The following is a 25,323-nucleotide window of genomic DNA, read 5'->3' as shown; positions in this document are numbered from 1 at the left end:
GACCGACGTGATGGGGGGCGCGCTGCGGCGGATCCGTGGCGTGCGCCGCCCCGGCCTGGCGATCCGTTCCCTGGGTGCCCTGGGTGCGGTGGTTCCGCTGCTCGCACTGGTGTTCGTGCTCGCGACCCTGCTGCTCGAGGCGCTGCCCGCGATCAGGGTCAACGGGCTGCACTTCTTCACGGCCACCGACTGGAACCCCGGCAACACCTACGGCGACGCCGTCGTCACCCGCGGCGTCCAGCATCCGGCCGGCGCCTACTACGGTGCGCTGCCGCTGATCGTCGGGACCCTGGCGACCTCGGCGATCGCCCTGATCATCGGGGTGCCGGTGTCGATCGGGGCGGCGCTGGTGATCGTCGAGCGGTTGCCGAAGCGTCTCGCGTCGGCCATCGGGATGGTGCTCGAACTGCTCGCCGGCATCCCCAGCGTCGTCGTCGGCCTGTGGGGCGCAATGACATTCGGGCCGTTCATCGCCCACTACGTGGCTCCGGTGATCGCCCGCAACGCCCCCGACGTGCCGGTGCTGAGCTACTTCCGCGGCAACACCGGTAACGGCGAGGGCTTGTTGGTGTCCGGCCTGGTGCTCGCGGTGATGGTCATTCCCATCATCGCCAGTACCACCCGCGACCTGATCCGGCAGGTGCCGGTGCTGCCCCGCGAGGGTGCCGTCGCACTGGGGATGACCGATTGGGAGTGCGCGCGGCGGGTCACCCTGCCGTGGGTGTCGAGCGGCATCGTCGGCGCCGTCGTGCTCGGACTCGGGCGCGCGTTGGGCGAGACCATGGCCGTCGCCATGGTGTCGGGCGCGGTGCTGGGCGCGATGCCCGCCAACATCTACGCGACGATGACCACCATCGCCGCCACCGTTGTGTCGCAGCTGGATTCGGCGATGACCGACTTCACCGACTTCGCGGTGAAGACGCTGGCCGAGGTCTCCCTTGTGCTGATGGTCATCACGTTGCTGACCAACGTCGCTGCCCGCGCGATGGTGCGGCGGGTGTCGGGCACGGCGCTGCCGGTGGGGCGGGGGGTCTGACGTGGCCGGTACCCGGCGCAAGGTCGTCAACGCGCTGTTCTGGGTCGCGTGTGCGTGCTGCCTGGCGGTGGTGGTCGTGCCGACGCTGTGGATGCTGATCGAGGTCGTCGGGCGTGCGTTGCCGGTCTTCAAATGGAGTGTGCTGACCGAAAACACCCGCGGCAACGGCGGGGGGCTGCGCAACGCCATCGTCGGGACCGTCGTCGTCGGCGTCGGCGTCATGCTGGTCGGCGGCACCGTCAGCGTGTTGACCGGCATCTATCTCTCCGAATTCGCCGGTGGCAGAACGCGTTCCATTCTGCGCGGCGCCTACGAAATACTGTCCGGCATCCCTTCGATCGTGCTCGGGTACGTGGGCTATCTGGCGCTGGTGGTGAAGTTCGGCTGGGGGTTTTCCCTGGCGGCCGGGGTGCTGACGCTTTCGGCGATGAGCATTCCGTACATCGCCAAGGCCACCGAATCCGCGCTTGCCCAGGTGCCCACGTCCTACCGGGAGGGGGCCGAGGCGCTCGGCTTGCCGCTCGGTTGGACGCTGCGCAAGATCGTGCTCAAGTCCGCGATCCCCGGGATCGTCACCGGCCTGCTGGTGGCGCTCGCGCTGGCGGTCGGCGAGACGGCGCCGATGCTGTACACGGCGGGCTGGTCGAATTCGGCCCCGAGCGGAAAGCTCACCGGCTCACCGGTCGGCTACCTGACCTATCCGATATGGACGTTCTACAACCTGCCGTCGAAGACGGCGCGCGACCTGTCGTATGACGCGGCGTTCCTGCTGATCGTGTTCGTGCTGCTGCTGATCGTCCTCGGCAGGCTGATCACCTGGTTCGCGCGGCGGCACTCGGAATCGCAGTGACCCCGGCTAGGCCCCGTTGCCCGGCAGCCGCACGACCTGAACGAAGAACTCGTCGATCTGCCGGACGGCCTTCATGAACTGGTCCAGGTCAACGGGTTTGGTGACGTAGGCGTTGGCGTGCAACTTGTAGCTCTTGAGGATGTCCTCCTCGGCCGAGGAGGTGGTGAGCACCACGACCGGGATGCGCGCCAGGTCGGGGTCGGACTTGATCTTCTCCAGTAGCTGGCGGCCGTCGTATTTGGGCAGATTCAGGTCGAGCAGGATGAGGTCGGGCCGCGGCGCGTCGGCGAATTCACCGCGCCGGTAAAGGTAGTTGAGGCCTTCCTCCCCGTCGTGGGCGACGTGCAGGCGGTTCTTGAGCTTGTTGTGCTCGAACGCTTCTCGGGTGATGAGCTCGTCGCCCGGGTCGTCCTCGACGAGCAGGATGTCGATTGCTCTGCCTTCCGGCGTGGTCATTGATGCGCTCCTTCCAAAGCAACCGAGTCTGCTTCGTCGACGGGTTCGGGCATGGGAAGGGTGAATTCGAATCGGGTCCCCTCGGTGTAGGACGTGTCGATTCGGACGGTGCCGCCGTGGTGCTCGATGATCTTCTTGACCAGGGCCAGGCCTACTCCGGTGCCGGCGTACACATCCCGGCCGTGCAGCCGCTGGAAGATCACGAAGACCTTGTCGGAGAATTCCTCCGGGATGCCGATGCCGTTGTCGGCCACACTCAGCAGCCATTCGCGGTCGTGGATGCCGGTCCCGGGCGCGCATTCGATGACGACGCGGGGCGCACGGTCCTTGTGCCGGAACTTGATTGCGTTGCCGATCAAGTTCTGCCACAGCATCGTCAGCAGCATAGGATCGCCGAGGATCTGTGGCAGCGGCTGCGCCGGGCGCACGATTTGGGCGTCCGTTTCCTCAACTGCGACAGCCAGATTGGCCAGTCCGGCGTCGAGCGTCGCGTCGAGCTGCACCTCGGTTTCGGTGGTGCCCAGCCGGCCGACCCGCGAGAAGGTGAGCAGGTCGTTGATCAGCGCCTGCATGCGTTTGGCGCCGTCGACCGCGAACCCGATGTACTCGATGCCGCGCTCGTCGAGCTTGTCGCCGTAGCGCTTTTCCAGCAGCTGGCAAAAGGACGCCACCTTGCGCAGCGGCTCCTGCAGGTCATGGGAGGCGACGTAGGCGAACTGCTCGAGCTCGGTGTTGGATCGCCGTAGTTCGGCGGCCTGTTCGTCCAGCTGCGCCTGCGCACTCTGCGACACCGCGAGTTCGGAGACGATGCGCTTGCGCATGTCCTCCACGTCGATCGCCATCTTGCGAATGTCCCTGGGCCGGCGCGGGGGTGAAATCGTCTCGTCGAAATTGCCCTCGGTGATCCGCCGGCAGGCCGCGGCCAGCGCCGCGATCGGCCGGGTGATCGCGGCGCGGCTGAGCAGTCCCAGCACCAGGGCCGCCCCGATCACGATTAGCACCGTGGTGCCGAGCACCCAATCGCGCCAGCCGTTGATCTCGTTGAGCTCGTTGGTGGCCGCCGCGGAGGCCGCCGCCAGATGGGTGTTCTGCGTGTCGAAAAGCTCACGTAGACGGTCGAATTTGACCTTGCCCATGTCGGCCGTGCGGGGGCTGAGGTAGGTGGGCGTCTTGGGAGCCACGTTGGCGATCAGTGGCTCGGCATAGTTTGTCCGCCAGTCGGCGGCGGCGGCTTCCACCGCGTCCAGATCGGCTATCAGCTCCGGTCGCCCGCCGACCAGACGCCGAATCTCGTCGGCCGCAGCCTGTTCGGCGCGCTGCCCGTCGTAATACGGCGCGAGGAACTGCCGGTCGGCGGCCATCAGGTAGCCGCGCATGCCGGTCTCCTGGTCACGCAGAGCCGCCTGCAGGCGTGCCGCCGCGACGCGCGCCGGCTGAATGTTCTGCGCCATCTGGCGCGACACCTCGTCGGTGCGATGCAGCAACACGGCGCCGACCAACGCCCCGACGAGCACCGTCACGCCCATGACCCACAGCACCAACGCCAGCCATCCCCGCACGGTGAGCTCCGTGAACCGAAGCGGACGCGACGCGATCACGTGGTAGTCCTTTCGATGCGCAGTACGGCGATGTCATCGGTCAGGCCGCCGCGTGGCTGGGCGAGCGTCTGGGCACCGTTGATGAGCGCGTCGACGAACGCGGGGCCGGGCTGATCCGCGTGCGCGCGGGCCAGGGCGAGCAGGCCGTCCTCGCCGAGGCGTTCCGTGCCCTGTCCCGAATATCCCTCGAAGAGCCCGTCGGTCAGCAAGAGCAGGGCGTGCCCGGTCGGTAAGTCCAGCTCCTCGGACGGCCAATCGCCGGCATGCAGGCCGAGCGCCGGGCCACCCGCCGGCTCGTGCCATCGGACGGTTCCCCCGGCCTGTACCAGGATCGGCGGATGGCCGGCACGGATGACGCTGACCCGCGGGGTGTCGGGCGAGATCTCGAGGCTGAGCACCGTCGCGAAGATCCCCGTTTGGGTTCGTTCCGAATACAAGACCCGTTCGAGCTGGCGCATCCGTTCGACGCCGTGCACACCGGCGAAGGTGAGCGCCCGAAACGCGATCCGCAACGCCGCGCCCAGCGCCGCCTCGTGCGGACCGTGCCCGGCGACGTCGCCGATCAGGACGTGCACGACCCGTTCGGCCGTCTGGACGACGTCGTAGAAGTCTCCGCACAGCAATGCGTCTTCGCGGCTCGGCCGGTAGCGGGCGACGATGTCGACGCCCGGGTTGTCCAGCAGCAGCGGTGAGGGCAGCAGGCCCCGTTCCAGCAGCGCGTTCTCCCGGGCCCGCAGCTGCGTCGCGTGCAGATCGGCGGCGATGAGTTCGGCGCGCTTGCGCTCGATGGCGTACAGCAGCGCCCGGCGCAACATCTCCGGCTCGACCCGGCCCTTGACCAAGTAGTCCTGGGCGCCGGCTGCCACCGCCGAAGCCCCGAAGTACTCGTCGTTCAGCCCGGTCAGCACCACGATCGGCACCGTGGCGTCGAGGTTGGCGATGCGGTTGAGCGCGTCGATCCCGCTGGCGTCGGGTAGGTGCAGATCCAGCAGCACGCAGTCGGGCCGGGCGGATTCCAGCTCGCGTTCCGCGTGCGCCATCGACTTCGCCCACACCACCCGGGTGTCGGTGACCGCGTCGGTGATCAGGTCTTCCACCAGGACCGCGTCGGCGCGGTCGTCCTCGACCAGCAGCAACGACAGTGACTGCCAACTAGCCGTCGGGGTCACCGGAGCGCGCACGGGCATCAAATCCCAGCCATCTGTGGACGGGCATCGAAAGGCACGTTCTGCACTGCAGACCCCTTTGCCGCGATAGCCCTTTGCTCTGTGATGACAGTGGTCGGACGTAAGTCGGTGACTGTTTACCGATCGTCGGTGTGGACTTCACGCACCGAGTGCAGATCCTAAGCGGTGCCGCTCGACTCTTCGCAACAGCATCGCCGAAAAGCCATCAGCGCAGCAGCGCTCGCGACATCACCACGCGCTGAATCTGATTGGTGCCCTCGTAAATCTGCGTGATCTTGGCGTCACGCATCATCCGCTCGACCGGGAAGTCGGTGGTGTAGCCGGCGCCGCCGAACAGTTGCACGGCTGCCTCGGTCACGTCCATGGCGGTGTCGGAGGCGAAGCACTTTGCGGCCGCGGAGATGAATCCGAGGTTCGGCTCGCCGCGTTCGGCGCGGGCGGCGGCGGTGTAGACCATCAGCCGAGCCGCTTCGACCTTCATCGCCATGTCGGCCAGCTCGAACTGCACACCCTGAAAGTCCGAGATCGACCTGCCGAACTGCTTGCGCTCCTTGGTGTAGGCGACGGCGGCGTCCACCGCGCCCTGCGCGAGGCCGACCGCCTGCGCGCCGACGGTGGGGCGGGTGTGGTCGAGGGTCTGCAGTGCGGTTTTGAACCCGGTGCCGGGTTCGCCGATGATCCGGTCGCCCGGGATGCGGCAGTTCTCGAAATACAACTCCGTGGTCGGTGAGCCCTTGATGCCCATCTTCTTTTCCTTCGGGCCGAAGGAGAAGCCCTCGTCGTCTTTGTGCACCATGAACGCCGAGATGCCGTTGGCGCCCTTGTCGGGATCGGTCACCGCCATGACGGTGTACCAGGTCGACTTGCCGCCGTTGGTGATCCAGCATTTGGTGCCGTTGAGAATCCAGTCATCCCCGTCGGCCTTGGCCTTGGTCCGCATCGACGCCGCGTCACTACCGGCTTCGCGCTCGCTCAAGGCGTAGGAGGCCATCGCCCCGTCCTTGGCCAGGGCTGGCAGCACCTGCTTTTTCAGCTCCTCCGAACCCTGCAGGATCAGGCCCATGGTGCCCAGCTTGTTGACGGCCGGAATCAGCGAGGCGGAGCCGTCGACGCGGGCCACCTCTTCGATCACGATGCAAGCGGCGACCGAATCCGCGCCCTGACCGCCGTATTCCTCGGGGATGTGGACCGCGTTGAAGCCCGACGCGTTCAGCGCGTCCAGGGCCTCCTGCGGGAAGCGCGAATTCTCGTCTACGTCGGCGGCGTGCGGAGCGATCTCCTTCTCCGCCAGCGCGCGAATCGCCGCCCGCAGCTCAACGTGTTCCTCGGGCAATTGGAACAAATCAAAGTTGGGGTCTCCGGCCCACTGAGCCATGTCGGCCTCCTTGCACTCTGCCAAATCCGCCCGACCTGTCCGCGGGCCGCTAGCCGGCCCACTTCGTCGCCAGGCTACTGGCCAGTAACCCTACCCTGACGCTGCTGCAGCGCCTCATCCTTGGCCCGCACGCTGTCCGCCAGCTGCTCCTGAAAGGCGACGATCCGCGCCCGCAGCGCCGGGTCGGAGGAGCCGAGGATGCGCACGGCGAGCAGGCCCGCGTTGCGGGCGCCCCCGATGGACACCGTGGCCACCGGTACCCCCGCGGGCATCTGCACGATCGACAGCAACGAGTCCAGCCCATCGAGGCGCGCCAGCGGCACCGGCACGCCGATGACCGGCAGCGGCGTCGCGGACGCGACCATTCCGGGCAGGTGCGCGGCTCCCCCGGCCCCCGCGATGATCACCTCGATGCCCCGCCCGGCCGCCTCACGCGCGTAATCGAACATCACCTGCGGGGTGCGGTGCGCGGAGACGACCCGGACCTCGGCCGGCACGTCGAACTCGGCCAGCGCCGCGGCGGCGTCGGCCATCACCGACCAGTCGCTGTCGCTGCCCATGATCACCCCGACGCGAGGCGCTCTAGTCACGGTCATCTATGCCGCTTCTCCTCATCGCTTCGCTCTGCATCGTCGCCGGCATGTGGATCCCATCCGTCCGGCCACCGCCCATGTGACAACCAGTGTGCCGCCAGGCCGGCGCGTTCCCGCAGCTTCCCCACGCTTTCCTGGTCCGCCGGCCCGGAGCCGACGAAGTTGATGTGGCCGACCTTGCGGCCGGGACGTTCTTGTTTGCCGTAGAGGTGGACGCGCGCGTCGGGCATCCGCGCGAACAGGTGATGCAGCCGCTCGTCGACGCTCATCTCCGGGGTTTCGGCCGCGCCCAGCACGTTGGCCATCACGGTCACCGGTGCGATGGCGTCGGTATCGCCGAGCGGGTAGTCCAGCACCGCGCGCAGGTGCTGCTCGAATTGACTGGTGCGCGAGCCGTCCATGGTCCAGTGCCCGGAGTTGTGTGGCCGCATCGCCAGTTCGTTGACCAGCAGTTCGCCGTCGACCGTCTCGAAGAGCTCGACGGCGAGCACCCCCACCACGCCGAGCTCGGCCGCCAGCCGCAACGCCAGCTGCTGCGCGGCGGCGGCCCGTTCGGCGGGCAGCTCGGGCGCGGGCGCGATCACCTGCACGCAGATGCCATCTCGCTGCACGGTCTCGACGACCGGCCACGCCGCGCCCTGGCCGAACGGTGATCGGGCCACCAGGGCCGACAGTTCGCGGCGCAGGTTCACATGCTCCTCGGCCATCAGCGGCACATCGTCGGCCAGGAAGGCGGCCGCGATCTCCCGGGCGTGCGACGGGTCGCGCGCCATCCGCACCCCGCGCCCGTCGTAGCCGCCGCGGATCGCCTTCACCACCACCGGGCCAGCTATGCGTCGCGCGAAGGCGTCGAGTTCGTCGACGCCCCGGATCTCGGCGTAGCGGGGCACCGGAACGCCGAGGGCCTCGAGCCGGCGGCGCATGACGAGCTTGTCCTGCGCGTGCAGCAGGGCCTGCGGCGGCGGCGCCACGTTGACACCCTCGGCGACCAGTTTCTCCAGCAGGTCGTTCGGCACGTGTTCGTGGTCGAACGTCAGCACGTCGGCGCCCGCGGCCACCCCGCGCAGGTCGTCGAGATCGGTGTGCGAACCGAGCACGACGTCGGGCGCGACCAGCGCGGCCGGCTCGTCGGCGGCGGTGGCCAGTACCCGCAGCGTCTGCCCCAGCGCGATCGCCGCTTGGTGGGTCATCCGGGCGAGCTGGCCGCCACCGACCATTGCGACCACGGGGACGGCGCGCGGGACGGCGCGGGCGGCTGCGACGGGGGCTGCGCCCGGTACGCGTGGAGTCGACACGGCCATCATGGTGTCACGGCGAAACTCCCCAGCGCCAAAGGCGTGTTGACCGGGGCCGACGCCGAATTGTTATGTAGGATTTTGCGTCGAATTTGGGTCCGTCCGTAGACTGACGTGTTGTGTCCTTCGCCGAAGCCACGATCGCGCGTCTACCTAGGGTTATGCAGCCCTATTTGCAACGCCATCACGAACTGATCAAATTCGCCATCGTCGGCGGAACCACATTCGTCATCGACTCGGCGATTTTCTACACGCTGAAGCTGACAATTCTCGAACCCAAACCGGTGACCGCAAAGGTGATTGCGGGCATTGTCGCGGTCATCGCGTCTTATGTGCTGAACCGGGAGTGGAGCTTCCGCAATCGCGGCGGCCGCGAGCGCCACCACGAGGCGCTGCTGTTCTTCGCGTTCAGCGGCGTCGGGGTGCTGCTCTCCATGGCGCCGCTGTGGTTCTCCAGCTACGTGTTACAGCTGCGCGAGCCGACGGTGTCGCTGGCGGTGGAAAACGTCGCCGACTTCATCTCGGCGTACATCATCGGGAACCTGCTGCAGATGGCGTTCCGGTTCTGGGCGTTCCGGCGCTGGGTGTTTCCCGACCAGTTCGCGCGCGACCCCGAGAAGGCGCTGGAGTCCGCGCTTACCGCCGGCGGTATCGCCGAGGTCTTCGAGGACGAGATCGAGGGCGGCAACGTCACGCTGCTGCGCTCTTGGCGCAACCGCGCCGGCCGCCTGGGTCAGCTGGGCGATTCCTCGGAACCCAGGGTGTCGAAGACTTCGTGATACAGCAGCGCGTGTACCTCGCGCAGCCGCGGAATGTCGTAGAACTCCAACGGATCCTGTGATGCCGATTCGATGATCAGCGTCCCGGTGCGGAACATCCGCTCGGTGATCCGGTCGCGAAACTCCACGCTGTTGATCCGGGCCAGCGGGATGTCGATGCCGGTGCGGGTCAGCACCCCGTGGCGAAACATCACCCGCCGGTTGGTCACCACGAAATGGGTCGTCAGCCAACTCAGGAACGGCCACAGCGTCAGCCAGCCCACGATCACCAGCCAGATCCCCCAGATGACGCCGTAGATGATGTTCTTGGCGAGCTGTTCCCAATGCGTCGAGTTGAGGTATCCGGAGCCGAATGCGGCCAGCCCGGTCACTCCGATGAGAACCAGCACCGGCCAGATCAGCCGCTTCCAGTGCGGGTGGCGGTGCACGATGACATGTTCGCCGGCGGCCAGAACGTTATCCGGGTAGCCCATGCCCGCCGACATTAGCTGTGCAACGCGACATTTTGCGCCCGACTAGCGCAAATGCACCACGTCGCCGGCCGCGACGACGACGGTCTGCCCGCCGCTTTCCAGGCAGAGCCTGCCCTGGTCGTCGATTGCGCTCGCGGTGCCGTCGACCTGCTTGCCGCCGGGCAGGTGCGCGCGGACCCGGTTGCCGATGGTCAGGCTGCGCGCCCGGTAGTCGGCGGCCAGCGCCCAGTCGGCCCCGCGCGCCGCGCGCCAGGCCACGATCCGCCGGCCCAGCTCCCGCAGCAGGGCCGACACCAGCTCGGTGCGGTCCGGCGCGGCGACGCCCAGGTCGAGCAGCGACGTCGCGCCGGGGCCGTCGATCTCGTCGGCGGACTGAGTCACGTTGAGCCCCAAGCCGATAACGACGACGGGCTTCGCGACCTCGGCGAGGATTCCGGCCAGCTTGCCGGGCGCATCCGGCGGGCCGGCCAGCACGTCGTTGGGCCATTTGAGACCCGCCTGCACCCCGGTGCCCGACAGCAACGGGGTCACCGTGTCCACCACCGCCACCCCGGTCGCCAGCGGCAGCCAGCCCCATCCGGTGGTCGGGACGTCGACGACGCTGACCCCGACCGACATGGTGATCTGGGCCCGCGGCGTGGCCGACCAGCCGCGGCCGTGCCGGCCCCGCCCCGCGGTCTGGTGCTCGGCGATCAGCACCGCACCGGCGACGTCGTCGCCCGAGGCCGCGCGCGCCAGCAGGTCGGCATTGGTGGAGCCGGTCTGCTCGACGACCTCGAGCCTGCGCCAGCCCAGCCCCGTGCCGATCAACTCGGCGCGCAATGCGCTCTCGTCCAACGGTGCTCGAAGCTGATCTCGTTCTGTCACCGCACCCAGCCTAGAACTCAGGGCCGACGGTCGCGTATGTCCAGCACGGCCAAATGACTGAACAGCATGCTGGTTCCGATCGGGTTGCCGCCGCCGGGATACGCGGTGCCGCTGGGCGCGGCCATGGTGTTGCCCGCGGCGTACAGGCCGGGGATCGGATTGCCGGACGTGTCGAGCACCCGCGCCGCGCTGTCGGTGCGCAGGCCGCCCTTGGTACCCAGATCGGAGATGCCGAACGCGGCGGCGTGATACGGCGGCGAGTCGATGGGCACCAGCGGCGACGCTCCCGCGGAGAACGCGCGGTCGAAGGCCTCGTCGCCGCGGCCGAAGTCCTCGTCGACGCCTGCGGCGGCAAAGGCGTTGAACCGGGCCACGGTTGCCGCCAGCCGCTCACCCGGAACGCCGATCTTGGCGGCCAGTTCCTCCAGCGTGTCCGCGGTGTGCCACAGGCCGGCGGCGACGTACTTCTCGGTCTCGACGATGGACACGTTGGCCGCCTTCACCGGCGGCACCTCGCCCTCCTTGTCGTCGTAGATCATCCAGTACGGCAACGTGATCGAGCCGTCGCGCAGCTGCGCGATGATCTCGCGGCCCGCGCGGTCATACGCCCGGGATTCGTTGACGAACCGGTCGCCGTCCTGGTTGACGAAGATGCCGCCGGTGAACCACAGCGCGAACGCCGACCGGCCGTCGGGGTGGGTCATGCCGGGCGACCACCAGGCCTGGTCGAGCAGGTCGGTGTCGGCGCCCGCGGCGATGCCGGCCTGCAGCGCCTGCCCGCGACTTCCCGGCCCGCCCATGGTGTCTCGCGACGTTCCCGGCACGTTGTAGCGCCGGCGCAGCTCCTCGTTGGCTTCGAAGCCGCCGGCGGCCAGCAGCACTCCGCGGCGGGCGCGGATGGCGCTACGCTGCCCGGCGGTCTCGACGATCGCGCCGCTGACCCGACCGTCGGACAGCACCAGCTCCACCAGGGCGGTGTCACGGCGCAGCGACGCCGTCGGGTACTGTCCGATGGCCTTGAGGAATCGCGCGATCAGGGCGCGGCCGCCCAGGTAGTAGTCCGACGGGGGCTGGGCGCCGAGCCGGTCGGTGTCCAGCGGACCGCGGATCGCCTCGCGCAGTTCCGGCGCGGCGTCCACCTTCAGCGGCTTGGCCGCGATGTGGCGTTGGCCGTCCAGCCGCGCCTTGGGCGCCTTGCCGAAATAGTCGGGCCACGGCAGTGGCACGAACTTCAGGTTCGGGTCGGCCTCCAGGTACTCGATCAGCGGCGCGCCGCCGCGGACATAGGTTTCCTGCAGCTCGCGCGGGGTCCGGTCGCCGACCACGGCGCGGTAGTAGGTGAGCGCGTCCTCGAGGGTGTCGTCGTCCATGCCGGCGCGGACCAGCACGGGATTGCACGGGAACCAGACGCCGCCCCCGCCGGAGTAGGCGGTGGTGCCACCGAATTTCGACGTCGCCTCGACCAGCAGCACGTCGAGGCCTTCGCGCGCCGCGGTGTACGCACCGGTCACGCCGCCGCCGCCCGAGCCCGCGACCAGCACGTCGCATTCGGCCGCCCAATCCGCGGTTCCCAACGGGCGGGCGTGCATCAGCGGAGAGTACCGCGCCGCTAAGCTCGACTCCCATGACGAGCGTTACCGACCACACTGCGGAACCGGCCGCCGAGCACAGCATCGACATCCACACCACCGCGGGCAAGCTGGCCGAGCTGCACAAGCGGCGTGAAGAGTCACTGCACCCGGTTGGCGAAGAGGCCGTCGAGAAGGTGCACGCCAAGGGCAAGCTGACCGCCCGCGAACGCATCCTCGCGCTGCTCGACGAGGACTCGTTCGTGGAGCTCGATGCGCTGGCCCGGCACCGCAGCAAGAACTTCGGCCTGGAGCACAACCGCCCGCTCGGCGACGGGGTGATCACCGGCTACGGCACCGTCGACGGCCGCGATGTGTGCATCTTCAGCCAGGACGCCACGGTGTTCGGCGGCAGCCTCGGCGAGGTGTACGGCGAGAAGATCGTCAAGATCCAGGACCTGGCGATCAAGACCGGTCGCCCGCTGATCGGCATCAACGACGGCGCCGGCGCGCGGATCCAGGAGGGCGTCGTCTCGCTCGGCCTGTACAGCCGCATCTTCCGCAACAACATCCTGGCGTCCGGCGTCATCCCGCAGATCTCCCTGATCATGGGGGCGGCCGCCGGTGGGCACGTCTACTCGCCCGCCCTGACCGACTTCGTGGTCATGGTCGACCAGACCAGCCAGATGTTCATCACCGGGCCCGACGTCATCAAGACCGTCACCGGTGAGGACGTCACCATGGAGGAGCTGGGCGGCGCCCACACGCACATGGCCAAGTCGGGCACCCTGCACTACGTCGCCTCCGGCGAGCAGGACGCCTTCGACTGGGTCCGCGACCTGCTGAGCTACCTGCCGCCCAACAACGCCACCGACGCGCCGCGCTACGCCGAGCCGCATCCCCCGGGCGCCATCGAGGACAACCTCACCGAGGAAGACCTCGAGCTCGACACGCTGATCCCGGACTCGCCCAACCAGCCCTACGACATGCACGAGGTGATCACCCGCATCCTCGACGACGACGAGTTCCTCGAGATCCAGGGCGGCTACGCGCAGAACATCGTCGTCGGCTTCGGCCGCATCGAGGGCCGCCCGGTCGGGATCGTGGCCAACCAGCCGACGCAGTTCGCCGGCTGCCTGGACATCAACGCCTCGGAGAAGGCCGCGCGGTTCGTGCGGACCTGCGACTGCTTCAACATCCCGATCATCATGCTGGTGGACGTGCCGGGCTTCCTCCCGGGCACCGGCCAGGAGTACAACGGCATCATCCGGCGTGGCGCCAAGCTGCTGTTCGCCTACGGCGAGGCCACGGTCCCGAAGATCACCGTCATCACCCGCAAGGCCTACGGCGGCGCCTACTGCGTGATGGGGTCCAAGGACATGGGCTGCGACGTCAACCTGGCGTGGCCGTCGGCGCAGATCGCGGTGATGGGCGCCTCCGGCGCGGTCGGGTTCGTCTACCGCAAGCAACTGAGCGAGGCCGCCAAGGAGGGCAAGGACGTCGACGCGCTGCGGCTGCAACTGCAGCAGGAGTACGAGGACACCTTGGTCAACCCGTATGTCGCCGCCGAGCGGGGCTATGTCGACGCGGTGATCCCGCCGTCGCACACCCGCGGTTACATCGGCACGGCGCTGCGCCTGCTGGAACGCAAGATCTCGCACCTGCCCCCCAAGAAGCATGGGAACATCCCCCTATGACCGAGACTCAGACCGAGACTCAGACCGCAGCCGCGCCCGAGGCGCACGAGCCGCACATCCAGATCCTCAAGGGTGAGCCCACCGCCGAGGAGGTGGCCGCGCTCGTCGCGGTGCTGGGCTGCGCCGGCGGTGCGCCGGATCCCGAGCAGCCCGAGCGGACCCGCTGGGGTCTGCCGGTCGACCGGTTGCGCTTCGCGATGACCAACTTTCAGCGGCTCACGTTCCAGCAAATGACCCACATGAGGCATTGACCCGCCTGGTGCTGGCGTCGGCGTCGGCCGGCCGGCTCAAGGTGCTGCGCCAGGCCGGCGTCGATCCGGTGGTCGTGGTCTCGGGCGTCGACGAGGATGCCGTCGCCGCCGCGCTGGGCCCGGACGCGCCGCCGCGCGACGTGGTGTGCGCCCTGGCCCGGGCCAAGGCCGAACGGGTGGCGGGCGAGCTCGACGCCCGAGTCGCGGCCGATTGCGTTGTCATCGGCTGTGATTCGATGCTGTCCATCGACGGCCGGCTGTGCGGGAAGCCCGGTTCGGCCGAGGCCGCCGCGACCCAGTGGCGCGTGATGAGCGGCCGCTCCGGCGAACTGCACACCGGGCACTGCCTGCTGCGGCTGCGCGACGGCGCCATCACCCACCGCGAAGTCGAATCACGATGCACCACAGTGCATTTCGCCGCCCCAACGGACGCGGACCTGCGCGCGTACGTCGCCCACGGCGAGCCGTGGCACGTGGCCGGCGGCTTCACCCTGGACGGCCTGGGCGGCTGGTTCGTCGACGGCATCGACGGCGACCCGTCCAACGTGATCGGCGTCAGCCTGCCGCTGCTGCGGTCGCTGCTGGGGCGGGCTGGGCTGTCGGTGGCCGCGCTGTGGACGGCACCGCCGAGCCGCTGAATCCGCAGGGCCGCTCGCGCTTTCGCCGCCGAAGTACACGTCGGGCCCGAACCCTAGGGTCAAGCCATGACCACGTGGACCGAGTTCACCGCCCAAGCGCCGCGCATCGCCGGCATCTTCACCCGTCGCCATCGAGCCAGCGGCAACCTGTGCATGCTGGCCACCCTGCGCTCCGACGGCTTCCCGCGGATCAGCCCGATGGAGCCGCGGATCTTCGAGGACGAGTTGTGGCTGCCGGGGATGCCGGCCACCACCAAGTTCCTCGATCTGGCGCGCGACCCGAGGTTTTGTCTGCACACCGCGACCGTCGACACCGAGGTGACCGACGGGGACGCAAAGTTGTGGGGCCTGGCGCGCGTCGTTCCCTACGGCGCGGTGCACCGGCGCTTCGCCGAGGCGCTGTTCTCCGAGACCGGATTGGACCTGCGCGATCAGCGATTCGACCTGCTCGGCGCCGATGTCACCGGGGCATCGGCGGTCGAGGTCCGCGACGGCCACATGGATGTCACCATCTGGAGTCCCGGCGTGCCCGAGCGGGTGGTCCGCAAGCACTGACCTGCTGGCCGTTTCGGAAGCTGGCGGTAGGCTCGGCAGCGTGGCATTACCACCCGATCCGAGCCCGACATTGCAGGGCTACGCCCATCCCGAGCGACTCGTCACCGCCGACTGGCTGTCCGCCAACCAAGGCACCCCCGGTCTGGCGATCGTCGAATCCGACGAGGACGTCCTGCTCTACGACGTCGGTCATATCCCCGGGGCCGTGAAGGTCGACTGGCACACCGACCTAAACGACTCCCGGGTCCGCGACTACATCAACGGCGAGCAATTCGCGGAGCTGATGGACCGCAAGGGCATCGCCCGCGACGACACCGTGGTGATCTACGGCGACAAGAGCAACTGGTGGGCGGCCTATGCCCTGTGGGTGTTCACGCTGTTCGGCCACCCCGACGTGCGGCTGCTCAACGGCGGCCGCGACCTTTGGCTGGCAGAACGCCGCGAGACGACGCTGGACGTGCCCACCAAGACCTCCAGCGGCTATCCCGTCGTCACCCGCAACGACGCACCGATCCGCGCCTTCAAGGACGACGTGCTGGGCATCCTCGGCAGCGAGCCGCTGATCGATGTCCGCTCGCCCGACGAGTACACCGGCAAGCGGACGCACATGCCCGAGTACCCCGAGGAAGGCGTGCTGCGCGGCGGCCACATCCCCACCGCCCGGTCGATTCCCTGGGCCAAGGCGGCCGACGAGAGCGGGCGGTTCCGCAGCCGCGAGGAGCTCGAGGAGCTGTACGGCTTCATCGAGCCCGACGACAAGACGGTCGTCTACTGCCGCATCGGCGAGCGCTCCAGCCACACCTGGTTCGTACTGACGCATCTGCTCGGCAAGCCCGGGGTGCGCAACTACGACGGGTCGTGGACGGAGTGGGGCAACACCGTGCGCACGCCGATCGTGGCGGGTGAAGAGCCGGGCACCGTCGAAGTCTGATGGCGCCCCGATGAGCATGCCCGCGCCGCTGGCAGAGGTGGTGTCCGACTTCGCCGAAGTCGAGGGCCAGGACAAGCTGGCGCTGCTGCTGGAGTTCGCCAACGAGCTCCCGGCGCTGCCGTCCGATCTCGAAGAGGCGGCCATGGAGCCGGTGCCCGAATGCCAGACCCCGCTGTTTTTGCACGTGGACGCCAGCGACCCCGAGCGGGTGCGGTTGCACTTCAGCGCGCCGGCCGAATCGCCGACCACGCGGGGGTTCGCGTCGATCCTGGCCGCCGGTCTCGACGAGCAGCCGGCCGCCGACATTCTGGCGGTGCCCGAGGATTTTTACGCCGACCTCGGGCTGGCCGCGCTGATCAGCCCGCTTCGGCTGCGCGGCTTGTCGGCGATGCTCGCCCGCATCAAGCGCAGGCTGCGCGAGAGTGCCTAGAAAACCCCGGAAATCCGGACCGCCTCGTCGGGCCGAACGGCGCGGCGCTTAGACTTCCCGTGAACTCGTTGTAAGAAATTCTCTTAGAGAAATCCGCAGAAATGCGTCTGCGGTGATGCCGAACAGGAGGCGCTGTGGCCACTCACGCCAGCTCGAGGATCTCCAAGGTGCTCGTCGCCAACCGCGGCGAAATCGCAGTCCGGGTGATCCGGGCGGCCCGCGACGCGGGCCTGTCCAGCGTGGCGGTGTACGCCGAGCCCGACGCCGACGCGCCGCACGTGCGGCTGGCCGACGAGGCGTTCGCATTGGGCGGCCAAACGTCCGCGGAGTCCTACCTGGACTTCGGCAAACTCCTTGACGCGGCGGCCAAGTCGGGCGCCAACGCCATCCACCCCGGCTACGGCTTCCTGTCGGAGAACGCCGACTTCGCCCAGGCGGTCCTGGACGCGAACCTGATCTGGATCGGGCCCAGCCCGCAGTCCATCCGCGATCTCGGTGACAAGGTCACCGCCCGCCACATCGCCGCGCGCGCGCAGGCCCCGCTGGTGCCCGGAACCCCCGACCCGGTGAAGGACGCCGACGAGGTGGTGGCTTTCGCCCAGGAGTACGGCGTGCCGGTCGCGATCAAGGCGGCGTTCGGCGGCGGCGGCAAGGGCATGAAAGTGGCCCGCACCATCGAGGAGATCCCCGAGCTGTTCGAGTCGGCCACCCGTGAGGCCGTCGCGGCGTTCGGCCGCGGCGAGTGCTTCGTCGAGCGCTACCTGGACAAGCCGCGCCACGTCGAGGCGCAGGTGATCGCCGACCAGCACGGCAACGTGATCGTCGCCGGCACCCGCGACTGCTCGCTGCAGCGCCGCTTCCAGAAGCTGGTGGAGGAGGCCCCCGCTCCGTTCCTGACCGACGCGCAGCGCAAGGAGATCCACGAGTCGGCGAAGCGGATCTGCAAGGAGGCGCACTACTACGGCGCCGGGACCGTCGAATACCTGGTTGGCCAGGACGGCCTGATCTCCTTCCTGGAAGTCAACACCCGTCTGCAGGTCGAGCACCCGGTCACCGAGGAGACCGCCGGCATCGACCTGGTGCTGCAGCAGTTCAAGATCGCCAACGGCGAGAAGCTGGACCTCACCGAGGACCCCACGCCGCGCGGGCACGCGATCGAGTTCCGGATCAACGGCGAGGACGCCGGACGCGGGTTCCTGCCCGCGCCCGGCCCGGTCACCCGCTACGACATCCCGACCGGCCCCGGCGTCCGCCTGGACTCGGGCGTCGAGGCGGGCTCGGTCATCGGCGGTCAATTCGACTCGATGCTGTCCAAGCTGATCGTGTACGGCGCCACCCGCGAGGAGGCGCTCGCGCGCTCCCGCCGGGCGCTGGACGAGTTCCACGTCGAAGGCTTGGCCACGGTCATCCCGTTCCACCGCGCCGTGGTGTCCGACCCGGCATTCATCGGTGACGGTGACGGCTTCTCGGTGCACACCCGCTGGATCGAGACCGAGTGGAACAACACGATCGAACCGTTCACCGGCGGCGAGCCGCTGGACGACGAGGACGCCCGGCCGCGCCAGAAGGTGGTCGTGGAGGTCGGCGGCCGCCGGCTCGAGGTGTCGCTGCCCGGCGATCTGGCGCTGTCCAGCGGCGGCGCGGCGGACCCGGCCGGCGTCATTCGCAAGAAGCCCAAGGCGCGCAAGCGCGGGGGGCACGCGGGTGCTGCTGCCTCCGGCGACGCGGTGACCGCCCCCATGCAGGGCACCGTGGTCAAGGTCGCGGTCGAGGAAGGCCAGGAGGTTGCCGCGGGCGACCTGGTGGTGGTGCTCGAGGCGATGAAGATGGAGAACCCGGTCACCGCGCACAAGGACGGTGTGATCACCGGACTCGCGGTCGAGGCCGGCGCCGCCATCACGCAGGGCACGGTGCTCGCCGAAATCAAGTAGCGCTGGCTGAGAGTTTTCCCAGACAACGTTGTCGCCCCTCGCTGTCGCGAGTAGGGTTCGGACAAGGTTGAGTTCACAGCCGCCCGGGATACGTCGGTGACGTGGGGGTAGGCCGAATTCCCATCTTCTCCGAACTCTTTGCATGTGGCTGACGTATCGATAGCAGGATCTCCCGGAATGGGATGGAGTCAGCGATGTCTGTGGCGCAATCTTGGCAACAAAGCCGCACAGCACAATTCACCGCCCGGTGGGGCCCGGCGGGAGCCCTGATCACCGTGGACGGCGAGCTCGACGCGGCCAACGCCGATCAGCTCGTCGCGTACGTGCAGCAGGGCACCAGCCGCTCCCGGCGAGTTATCCTGGATCTGCGCGGCCTCAAATTCATTGGTACCGCGGGCTTTTCGGCCCTGCACCGGATCAATGTGGCATGTTCGGGCGCTCAGGTGTCCTGGGCCATGGCGCCCAGCCCGGCGGTAGCCAGGCTGCTGCGGGTGTGCGACCCCGACGCGACGCTGCCGGTGACGACACAGCAGGCCGAGCCGCTGCTGGAACCGCTGTGGGTCGAAGACCAGTCCCCGCCGCTACTGCAACTGGTCACGGAGCCGCGTTAGCGACTTCGCCAGCAGCCGCGACACGTGCATCTGTGAGATGCCGACCCGCTCGGCGATCTGTGTCTGCGTCATCGACTCGAAGAATCGCAGCACCAACACCGTCCGTTCCCGCTCGGGCAGCGCCTCGAGCAGCGGACGCAACGATTCCTGATCCTCGATCCGGTCCAGGCCGGTGTCGACGTCACCGAGGGTGTCCGCGATCGCGCGGGCTTCCTCTTCCTCGCCGCCGCCACCGCTGTCGATGGACAGGGTGTTGTAGGAGCTGCCCGCCACCAGCCCCTCGACCACCTCTTCACGGTCCATGTCCAGCTCCGCGGCGAGTTCGGTCGCGGTGGGCGCCCGGCCCAGCCGCTGCGACAGGTCGGCGGTGGCGGTGCCGAGCCGCAGGTGCAGTTCCTTCAGCCGCCGCGGGACTTTCACCGACCAGCTGTTGTCCCGGAAGTGACGGCGGACCTCCCCCATGATCGTGGGCACCGCGAAGGAGACGAAGTCCGAGCCGGCGTCGACGTCGAATCGGACCACCGCGTTGACCAGTCCGACACGCGCCACCTGAACCAGGTCGTCCCGCGGTTCGCCGCGGCCTTCGAAGCGGCGCGCGATGTGGTCGGCGAGCGGCAGGCAGCGCTCGACGATCTTGTCCCGTTGACGCTGAATTTCCATCGAGTCGGGCGCGACAGCGGCCAACTCACGGAACATGTCCGGAACATCGGCGTATTCGTTCGGACGAGAAACCGAACCGCCGGCAGCTCGCGCTGTCACCTGCTGGAGGCCGCCCGTCGCGCCGTCAGTGTGATGCCGAAAACACTGCCGGTTTCATCGGGTTCGCGGCCGTCGTGGAAAGTCTGGACGTCGTCGGCGAGCGACGTCAGCACGTGCCAACTGAAGCTTCCGGGCGCCACCACGTCGTGAGTGTCGCATGCCGCCGAAGCTTCCACTACCAATTGGTCGTCCTGGGGGTCGACCACGACGATCAGGGTCGCGTCAGGAGTGGCCGAACGAATCAACCGGGTGCACACTTCGTCGACCGCGAGCCGAAGGTCCGCCACCGCATCGAAATCCAGGTCCTCGAAGGTGCCGATGGCACCGACCAGGGTGCGCAGCATCGCCAGGTTCTCCAGTCGCGCAGCAACGTGAAGTTCGACGGCGCGATGGCCGCGCGGACGCTTGTTAGCGTGCAATCCAGCATCGTTCATATGGTCTCCCGGCAATGTTCGACTGACACTACTACTGCTCCGCAGTCCGCCATGGACCTCGGGTTCGAGCCGGTTAGTCATGATCGCCGCCGGGTATTCGGCCCGCCGTCGGCGGGCCTGACACGACCGACATCCGGTAGCGCCGGCACCGGCGCTGTTCGGTGATCGCCGGGGCCACGCAGGTCATATCGGTGGTCGTCGCAGTAGGCATACATATCTTCGGTGTGTTCGTGATTCCGAACCCCATGATGGGGTGACCACGCAACCGTTCCGGCACTCATCATGGTGCAAACCTGATACCCACAAGTTCACGCCCGTAACCCCGCAATCATCTTTGATGCGGAATATCACACCGGTGGTGTCGAGGCAGGTCACGCGAAGAAAACGCGCGACGGCCGGGACGCGTGTCAATTAGCCGGCGGCCCGCCCTAGCTGGCCGGCCGTTGGCGGTACACGTCCGGATGTTCGGTGTACCAGCGATCGCAGATCCGGCGAATCCTGCGGTGCTCCACCGCCAGCCAGGCCAGCCCCAGCACCGCGGCTATCAACCCGACGATTCCCGCCGTCATGCCCTCGTGGTGATGTCCGCTGGCGAAGGCCGCAAGGCTGCCGCAGGTCCCGATCACGCCCGCGACGACCAAGAGGTATCCGGGCCAGTGCAGGACGTCGATCAGCGACTCGCCGGCGAGCGGCCGCGTTGTCCTCAGATGGTCGACGGGGTCGTGGTAGGTGTCTCCCATAGCTGCTCCTCACCGCACCTTCAACGGTAGAACGCGGGAGGACAAACCTAAAGGGCCAGTACTGGACCGGCGATCGGCGCGACGCCCATCGCGACCATCAGCGCCATCGCCGTGAGCAGGAACCAGCCCGCGCCGTGCCACCCCCACCAGGTCCCCCGGGCCTTCCACACCAGATAGGTGCGCACGAAAGCCCAGATCCCGGCGCCGAGCGCGATCAGCGGGCCCCCGAACGCCAGCAGGGTGCGCTGCGGTGGGCCACACGCCACCGTGTCCACGCCCACCCCCGGGCAGGTACTGACCCATACCGCGGCGATCAACAGGAAACCGACGGCGGCCAACGTGGACAGGACGGCGAAACGGATCGCGGCGTGCACCTCGCCGTCCTCCTGGCCCAAGCGGTCACCGCCCGATCGCGCGTCCGCTTTCTGCATCGTTGTTCACCTCCCCTTGGAAACCCCGCGCTGAGTTCATCGCTCGCTACGTCGCATTAGTTACAGGGCGGCAGTGCCTGCGCTGGTAGCTGCGGAATGCGCACGAATTCACATACCCCGTGGCAAACCCCGGTAAACGGCATCGATGTGAGGCCCAGCGCCAGGTCATCGGCGGGGCACGAAGGTGCGCGGCGCGGGCATCCGCTTTCGTCCGCCGTCTTCTCACCCCCACCCGCGGCGGGCGCGAATCCGGAGTGGACTCGCCGAAGGCCTACTAGCGCCAAAGTGCCGTTACCGTCAATTATTCCGGCGATTTATCGCCGGTCCGCGCTGTGGAGTTCGGATGATTCCAATGTGGCTAGGGGCTTATGTCCCATGGGTACTATCTGACACATGCCAACCGCCCGCAGGCGCTTATCCCCCGAGGATCGACGCGCTGAGCTGCTCGCCTTAGGAGCAGAGGTCTTCGGGAAGCGACCCTACGACGAGGTCCGGATCGATGAGATCGCGGAACGTGCCGGAGTGTCTCGGGCCCTGATGTACCACTATTTCCCCGACAAGCGCGCGTTCTTCGCTGCGGTCGTCAAGGACGAGGCCGACCGCCTGTACGAGAACACCAACATGGACGACGCGACCGGTCTGACCATGTACGAGGAGATCCGGGTCGGCGTGCTGGCCTACATGGCTTACCACGAGCAGAACCCGGAGGCCGCGTGGGCCGCGTACGTCGGCCTGGGCCGGTCCGACCCGGTCCTGTTGGGCGTCGAGGACGACGCCAAGAACCGCCAGATGGAACACATCATGTCGCGGATCAACCGGTTGCTCGGTGAGGTCAACGCCGCCAGCATGGCGCCCGACGTCGAGCGGCACCTGCGGGTGATCCTGAACGGCTGGCTGGCCCTGACCTTCGAGATCTGCCGGCAGCGGATCATCGACCCCTCCACCGACGCCGAGAAGCTCGCCGACGCGTGCGCGCACGCGCTCCTGGACGCGATCGCGCGGGTTCCCGAGATCCCGGAGGCACTCGGCGAGGCGATGTCCAACTCGCGGCTGTGAGCGGGGCGGCCATCGTGTCGGTGGCCGTTGGCACGATGGATAGATGAGCACGCGCGCTGATTCCGGGCCGTCCGGGCGCCCCGACCCGTTGGGCCGCTTCAGCGCGATCACCCGCGAGTGGTTCACCAGCACCTTCGACGCACCGACCACCGCGCAGTCCGAGGCTTGGAACGCCATCGCCGACGGCAACAACACCCTGGTGATCGCGCCCACCGGCTCGGGCAAGACGCTGGCGGCCTTCCTCTGGGCGCTGGACAGCCTCGCCGGCGCGGCCGAACGCCCGCCCGGCACCCGCGTGCTCTATGTGTCACCGCTCAAGGCGCTGGCGGTCGATGTCGAGCGCAACCTGCGCACTCCGCTGGCCGGGCTCACCCGCATCGCCGAACGTCAGGGTCTGCCGCCACCCGAAATCAGCGTCGGCGTCCGTTCCGGGGACACCCCGCCCGCCGCCCGTCGCCAACTGATCAACCGGCCCCCCGACGTGCTGATCACCACCCCCGAGTCGCTGTTTCTCATGCTCACCTCGGCCGCCCGGGAAACGCTGGCCGGCGTGCAGACGGTGATCGTCGACGAGATCCACGCCATCGCCGCCGGAAAGCGCGGCGCGCACCTGGCCGTGTCGCTGGAGCGCCTCGACGCGCTGCGGCAGGACAAACCCGCGCAGCGCATCGGATTGTCGGCGACGGTTCGTCCGCCCGAGGAACTCGCCCGGTTCCTGTCCGGGCAGGCGCCGACGACCATCGTGGCCCCGCCGTCGGCCAAGACGGTCGAGCTCACCGTGCAGGTTCCGGTGCCCGACATGGCCAACCTGGCCAACAACACGATCTGGCCCGACGTGGAGAACCGCCTGGTCGACCTGATCGAATCGCACAATTCGACGATCGTCTTCGCCAACTCGCGGCGGCTGGCCGAGCGACTCACCGCCCGCCTCAACGAGATTCACGCGGAACGCAGCGGCGTTGGACTGTCTACGGACGCCAATCCGAAGGTGGCCGGCGGCGCTCCCGCGCACATCATGGGCAGCGGACAGACCTACGGCGCCGACCCGATACTGGCCCGCGCCCATCACGGCTCGGTGAGCAAGGAGCAGCGTGCCCTGGTCGAAGAGGACCTCAAGCGCGGGCTGCTCAAGGCGGTGGTGGCCACCTCGAGCCTGGAGTTGGGCATCGACATGGGCGCCGTCGACCTGGTGATCCAGGTGGAGGCGCCACCCTCGGTGGCCAGCGGCCTGCAACGCATCGGCCGCGCCGGCCACCAGGTCGGCGAGGTCTCGCAGGGAGTGCTGTTCCCCAAGCACCGCACCGACCTGATCGGCTGCGCGGTCACGGTGCAGCGCATGCTCACCGGCCAGATCGAAACCATGCGGGTGCCCGCCAATCCGCTCGACATCCTGGCGCAGCAGACGGTGGCGGCGGCCGCACTGGAACCGTTGGACGCCGACCGCTGGTTCGACACGGTCCGGCGGGCCGCGCCGTTCGCGACGCTGCCGCGCAGCGTGTACGAGGCGACCCTGGACCTGCTGAGCGGAAAGTACCCGTCCACCGAATTCGCCGAGCTGCGACCGCGATTGGTGTACGACCGCGACACCGGCACCCTGAGCGCCCGCCCCGGTGCGCAGCGCCTGGCCGTGACGTCCGGCGGCGCCATCCCCGATCGGGGACTGTTCACCGTCTACCTTGCCTCCGAGGCCGAAAAGCCTTCGCGGGTAGGCGAACTCGAAGAGGAAATGGTCTACGAGTCGCGTCCCGGCGATGTCATCTCGTTGGGCGCCACGAGCTGGCGTATCACCGAGATCACCCACGACCGGGTGCTGGTGATCCCCGCACCCGGCCAGCCGGCCCGGTTGCCGTTCTGGCGCGGCGACGGCCTGGGCCGCCCGGCCGAGCTGGGCGCCGCGCTCGGCGCGTTCACCGGCGAGCTGGCCGGCCTGAAGCGAGAGGCATTCGAAACGCGTTGTAAATCACTGGGTTTCGACGCATACGCCATCGACAACCTGTGGGGCCTGCTCGACGAGCAGCGCAGCGCCGCCGGGGTGGTGCCGACCGACACCACCTTGCTGGTCGAGCGGTTCCGCGACGAGCTGGGCGACTGGCGGGTGATCCTGCACTCGCCGTACGGCCTTCCGGTGAACGGACCACTGGCGCTGGCGGTGGCCCGCCGGCTGCGCGAACGCTACGGCATCGACGAGAAACCCACCGCCTCCGACGACGGCGTCGTCGTGCGCCTGCCGGACATGTTGTCCGATGCCGGGGAAACCCCGCCCGGCGCTGACCTTTTCGTGTTCGACGCCGAGGAGATCGACCCGATCGTCACCGCCGAGGTGGGCGGCTCGGCGCTGTTCGCCTCGCGGTTTCGTGAGTGCGCGGCCCGGGCCCTGCTCTTGCCACGCCGGCATCCCGGGCGGCGCTCGCCGCTGTGGCAGCAGCGCCAGCGCGCCGCCCAGTTACTGGAAGTGGCCCGCAAATACCCCGACTTCCCGGTGGTACTGGAGACCATCCGCGAATGCCTGCAGGACGTCTACGACGTTCCGGCCCTGACGCGGCTGATGTCCGGTATCGCGCAGCGGCGGGTGCGGGTGCTCGAGGTCGAGACGCAGCGGCCGTCGCCGTTCGCGGCGTCGCTGCTGTTCGGGTACGTCGGCGCGTTCATGTACGAGGGCGACAGCCCGCTGGCCGAGCGCCGGGCCGCCGCGCTCTCGCTGGACAGCACGCTGCTGGCCGAGCTGCTGGGCCGGGTGGAGCTGCGCGACCTGCTCGATCCCGAGATCATCGCCGCCACCGGC

General features: G+C 68.5%; 26 protein-coding genes. 13 read left to right on the top strand and 13 right to left on the bottom strand.

Going from position 1 to position 25,323, the window contains the following annotated elements; all coding sequences use genetic code 11:
• Positions 1-10 precede the first annotated feature (10 nt).
• Positions 11-1,036 (top strand): phosphate ABC transporter permease subunit PstC, encoded by a 1,026-nt coding sequence (gene pstC, locus AC5Y4T_RS21425; protein WP_499955276.1) that lies wholly within the window; start codon positions 11-13, stop codon positions 1,034-1,036.
• 1 nt (position 1,037) lies between these two features.
• On the top strand, positions 1,038-1,886 hold the full coding sequence (gene pstA, locus AC5Y4T_RS21420) for a phosphate ABC transporter permease PstA (protein WP_499920367.1): 849 nt from the start codon (positions 1,038-1,040) through the stop codon (positions 1,884-1,886).
• A gap of 6 nt (positions 1,887-1,892) precedes the next feature.
• Here the strand turns inward: pstA and AC5Y4T_RS21415 are convergent, their stop codons facing one another.
• The 6 genes from AC5Y4T_RS21415 to AC5Y4T_RS21390 form a co-directional block, all read right to left on the bottom strand.
• On the bottom strand, positions 1,893-2,342 hold the full coding sequence (locus AC5Y4T_RS21415) for a response regulator (RefSeq protein WP_083097908.1): 450 nt from the start codon (positions 2,340-2,342) through the stop codon (positions 1,893-1,895).
• Entirely contained in the window at positions 2,339-3,940 is a 1,602-nt protein-coding gene (locus tag AC5Y4T_RS21410) for a sensor histidine kinase (protein ID WP_499955252.1), read from the bottom strand. The genes AC5Y4T_RS21415 and AC5Y4T_RS21410 overlap by 4 nt, the downstream gene beginning before the upstream one ends.
• Positions 3,937-5,127 (bottom strand): PP2C family protein-serine/threonine phosphatase, encoded by a 1,191-nt coding sequence (locus tag AC5Y4T_RS21405; RefSeq protein ID WP_499955250.1) that lies wholly within the window; start codon positions 5,125-5,127, stop codon positions 3,937-3,939. The genes AC5Y4T_RS21410 and AC5Y4T_RS21405 overlap by 4 nt, the downstream gene beginning before the upstream one ends.
• A gap of 205 nt (positions 5,128-5,332) precedes the next feature.
• Positions 5,333-6,502 carry an acyl-CoA dehydrogenase gene (locus AC5Y4T_RS21400; protein ID WP_499920372.1) on the bottom strand — a complete coding sequence of 390 codons (1,170 nt, stop codon included), beginning with the start codon at positions 6,500-6,502 and terminating at the stop codon, positions 5,333-5,335.
• Positions 6,503-6,576: 74 nt separating this feature from the next.
• Positions 6,577-7,098, bottom strand: a complete 522-nt coding sequence (gene purE, locus AC5Y4T_RS21395; RefSeq protein ID WP_499955248.1) for a 5-(carboxyamino)imidazole ribonucleotide mutase — start codon at positions 7,096-7,098, stop codon at positions 6,577-6,579.
• A complete protein-coding gene (locus AC5Y4T_RS21390; RefSeq protein ID WP_499955246.1) occupies positions 7,095-8,399 on the bottom strand; it encodes a 5-(carboxyamino)imidazole ribonucleotide synthase in 1,305 nt (434 codons plus the stop codon). Before AC5Y4T_RS21390 ends, purE begins: the two co-directional genes overlap by 4 nt.
• Before the next feature lie 110 nt (positions 8,400-8,509).
• On the opposite strand from AC5Y4T_RS21390, the gene AC5Y4T_RS21385 reads away from it, so the two are divergent.
• Entirely contained in the window at positions 8,510-9,169 is a 660-nt protein-coding gene (locus tag AC5Y4T_RS21385) for a GtrA family protein (protein ID WP_499920378.1), read from the top strand.
• Here AC5Y4T_RS21385 and AC5Y4T_RS21380 read toward each other — a convergent pair.
• Genes AC5Y4T_RS21380 through AC5Y4T_RS21370 form a run of 3 tightly spaced genes read right to left on the bottom strand, consistent with a single transcriptional unit; the run spans position 9,124 to position 12,098 of the window.
• Complete coding sequence (locus AC5Y4T_RS21380) at positions 9,124-9,642, bottom strand: PH domain-containing protein (protein ID WP_067128527.1); 519 nt, start codon at positions 9,640-9,642, stop codon at positions 9,124-9,126. The genes AC5Y4T_RS21385 and AC5Y4T_RS21380 overlap by 46 nt on opposite strands.
• A gap of 42 nt (positions 9,643-9,684) precedes the next feature.
• The gene (locus tag AC5Y4T_RS21375) at positions 9,685-10,509 is read right to left on the bottom strand and encodes a biotin--[acetyl-CoA-carboxylase] ligase (RefSeq protein WP_499955244.1); all 825 of its coding nucleotides are present in this window, start codon (positions 10,507-10,509) and stop codon (positions 9,685-9,687) included.
• Positions 10,510-10,526: 17 nt separating this feature from the next.
• Positions 10,527-12,098, bottom strand: a complete 1,572-nt coding sequence (locus tag AC5Y4T_RS21370; protein ID WP_499955242.1) for an FAD-binding protein — start codon at positions 12,096-12,098, stop codon at positions 10,527-10,529.
• A 35-nt stretch (positions 12,099-12,133) separates the two neighbouring features.
• Between AC5Y4T_RS21370 and AC5Y4T_RS21365 the strand changes: the two genes are divergently transcribed.
• The 8 genes from AC5Y4T_RS21365 to AC5Y4T_RS21330 all read left to right on the top strand — a co-directional run bounded on the left by AC5Y4T_RS21365 (position 12,134) and on the right by AC5Y4T_RS21330 (position 19,121).
• Positions 12,134-13,774: an acyl-CoA carboxylase subunit beta gene (locus tag AC5Y4T_RS21365; protein WP_499920387.1), complete on the top strand. Its 1,641-nt coding sequence runs from the start codon at positions 12,134-12,136 to the stop codon at positions 13,772-13,774.
• Positions 13,771-14,025: an acyl-CoA carboxylase subunit epsilon gene (locus AC5Y4T_RS21360; RefSeq protein ID WP_499955240.1), complete on the top strand. Its 255-nt coding sequence runs from the start codon at positions 13,771-13,773 to the stop codon at positions 14,023-14,025. The genes AC5Y4T_RS21365 and AC5Y4T_RS21360 overlap by 4 nt, the downstream gene beginning before the upstream one ends.
• Complete coding sequence (locus tag AC5Y4T_RS21355) at positions 14,022-14,663, top strand: Maf family protein (protein WP_499955238.1); 642 nt, start codon at positions 14,022-14,024, stop codon at positions 14,661-14,663. The genes AC5Y4T_RS21360 and AC5Y4T_RS21355 overlap by 4 nt, the downstream gene beginning before the upstream one ends.
• Before the next feature lie 66 nt (positions 14,664-14,729).
• Entirely contained in the window at positions 14,730-15,218 is a 489-nt protein-coding gene (locus AC5Y4T_RS21350; protein ID WP_499955236.1) for a pyridoxamine 5'-phosphate oxidase family protein, read from the top strand.
• A 40-nt stretch (positions 15,219-15,258) separates the two neighbouring features.
• Positions 15,259-16,149: a sulfurtransferase gene (locus tag AC5Y4T_RS21345; RefSeq protein WP_499955234.1), complete on the top strand. Its 891-nt coding sequence runs from the start codon at positions 15,259-15,261 to the stop codon at positions 16,147-16,149.
• Positions 16,150-16,159: 10 nt separating this feature from the next.
• Positions 16,160-16,579, top strand: coding sequence for a SufE family protein (locus tag AC5Y4T_RS21340; RefSeq protein WP_067938364.1), 420 nt, complete (start codon positions 16,160-16,162; stop codon positions 16,577-16,579).
• Between the two features lie 134 nt (positions 16,580-16,713).
• Positions 16,714-18,510 carry an acetyl/propionyl/methylcrotonyl-CoA carboxylase subunit alpha gene (locus AC5Y4T_RS21335; RefSeq protein WP_499920392.1) on the top strand — a complete coding sequence of 599 codons (1,797 nt, stop codon included), beginning with the start codon at positions 16,714-16,716 and terminating at the stop codon, positions 18,508-18,510.
• A 182-nt stretch (positions 18,511-18,692) separates the two neighbouring features.
• Positions 18,693-19,121 carry an STAS domain-containing protein gene (locus tag AC5Y4T_RS21330; protein ID WP_499955231.1) on the top strand — a complete coding sequence of 143 codons (429 nt, stop codon included), beginning with the start codon at positions 18,693-18,695 and terminating at the stop codon, positions 19,119-19,121.
• Here AC5Y4T_RS21330 and AC5Y4T_RS21325 read toward each other — a convergent pair.
• The 4 genes from AC5Y4T_RS21325 to AC5Y4T_RS21310 form a co-directional block, all read right to left on the bottom strand.
• Positions 19,092-19,880, bottom strand: a complete 789-nt coding sequence (locus tag AC5Y4T_RS21325) for an RNA polymerase sigma factor SigF (RefSeq protein ID WP_499920394.1) — start codon at positions 19,878-19,880, stop codon at positions 19,092-19,094. The genes AC5Y4T_RS21330 and AC5Y4T_RS21325 overlap by 30 nt on opposite strands.
• Positions 19,877-20,314 (bottom strand): ATP-binding protein, encoded by a 438-nt coding sequence (locus AC5Y4T_RS21320; protein ID WP_499920396.1) that lies wholly within the window; start codon positions 20,312-20,314, stop codon positions 19,877-19,879. Before AC5Y4T_RS21320 ends, AC5Y4T_RS21325 begins: the two co-directional genes overlap by 4 nt.
• A gap of 428 nt (positions 20,315-20,742) precedes the next feature.
• Positions 20,743-21,054: a protein UsfY gene (gene usfY, locus AC5Y4T_RS21315; RefSeq protein WP_499920399.1), complete on the bottom strand. Its 312-nt coding sequence runs from the start codon at positions 21,052-21,054 to the stop codon at positions 20,743-20,745.
• Between the two features lie 47 nt (positions 21,055-21,101).
• Complete coding sequence (locus tag AC5Y4T_RS21310) at positions 21,102-21,485, bottom strand: hypothetical protein (RefSeq protein WP_499955229.1); 384 nt, start codon at positions 21,483-21,485, stop codon at positions 21,102-21,104.
• Positions 21,486-21,878: 393 nt separating this feature from the next.
• Here AC5Y4T_RS21310 and AC5Y4T_RS21305 point away from each other — a divergent pair, with 393 nt between their 5' ends.
• Positions 21,879-22,541 carry a TetR/AcrR family transcriptional regulator gene (locus tag AC5Y4T_RS21305; RefSeq protein WP_499920402.1) on the top strand — a complete coding sequence of 221 codons (663 nt, stop codon included), beginning with the start codon at positions 21,879-21,881 and terminating at the stop codon, positions 22,539-22,541.
• A 43-nt stretch (positions 22,542-22,584) separates the two neighbouring features.
• A partial coding sequence (locus tag AC5Y4T_RS21300) for a DEAD/DEAH box helicase (RefSeq protein ID WP_499955227.1) occupies positions 22,585-25,323 on the top strand: 2,739 nt, incomplete at its 3' end.

The sequence above is a fragment of the Mycobacterium sp. NGS11 genome (genome assembly GCF_059813315.1).
The sequence above is the reverse complement of the archived record's forward strand: the minus strand, read 5'-3'. Positions and strand labels throughout refer to the sequence as shown.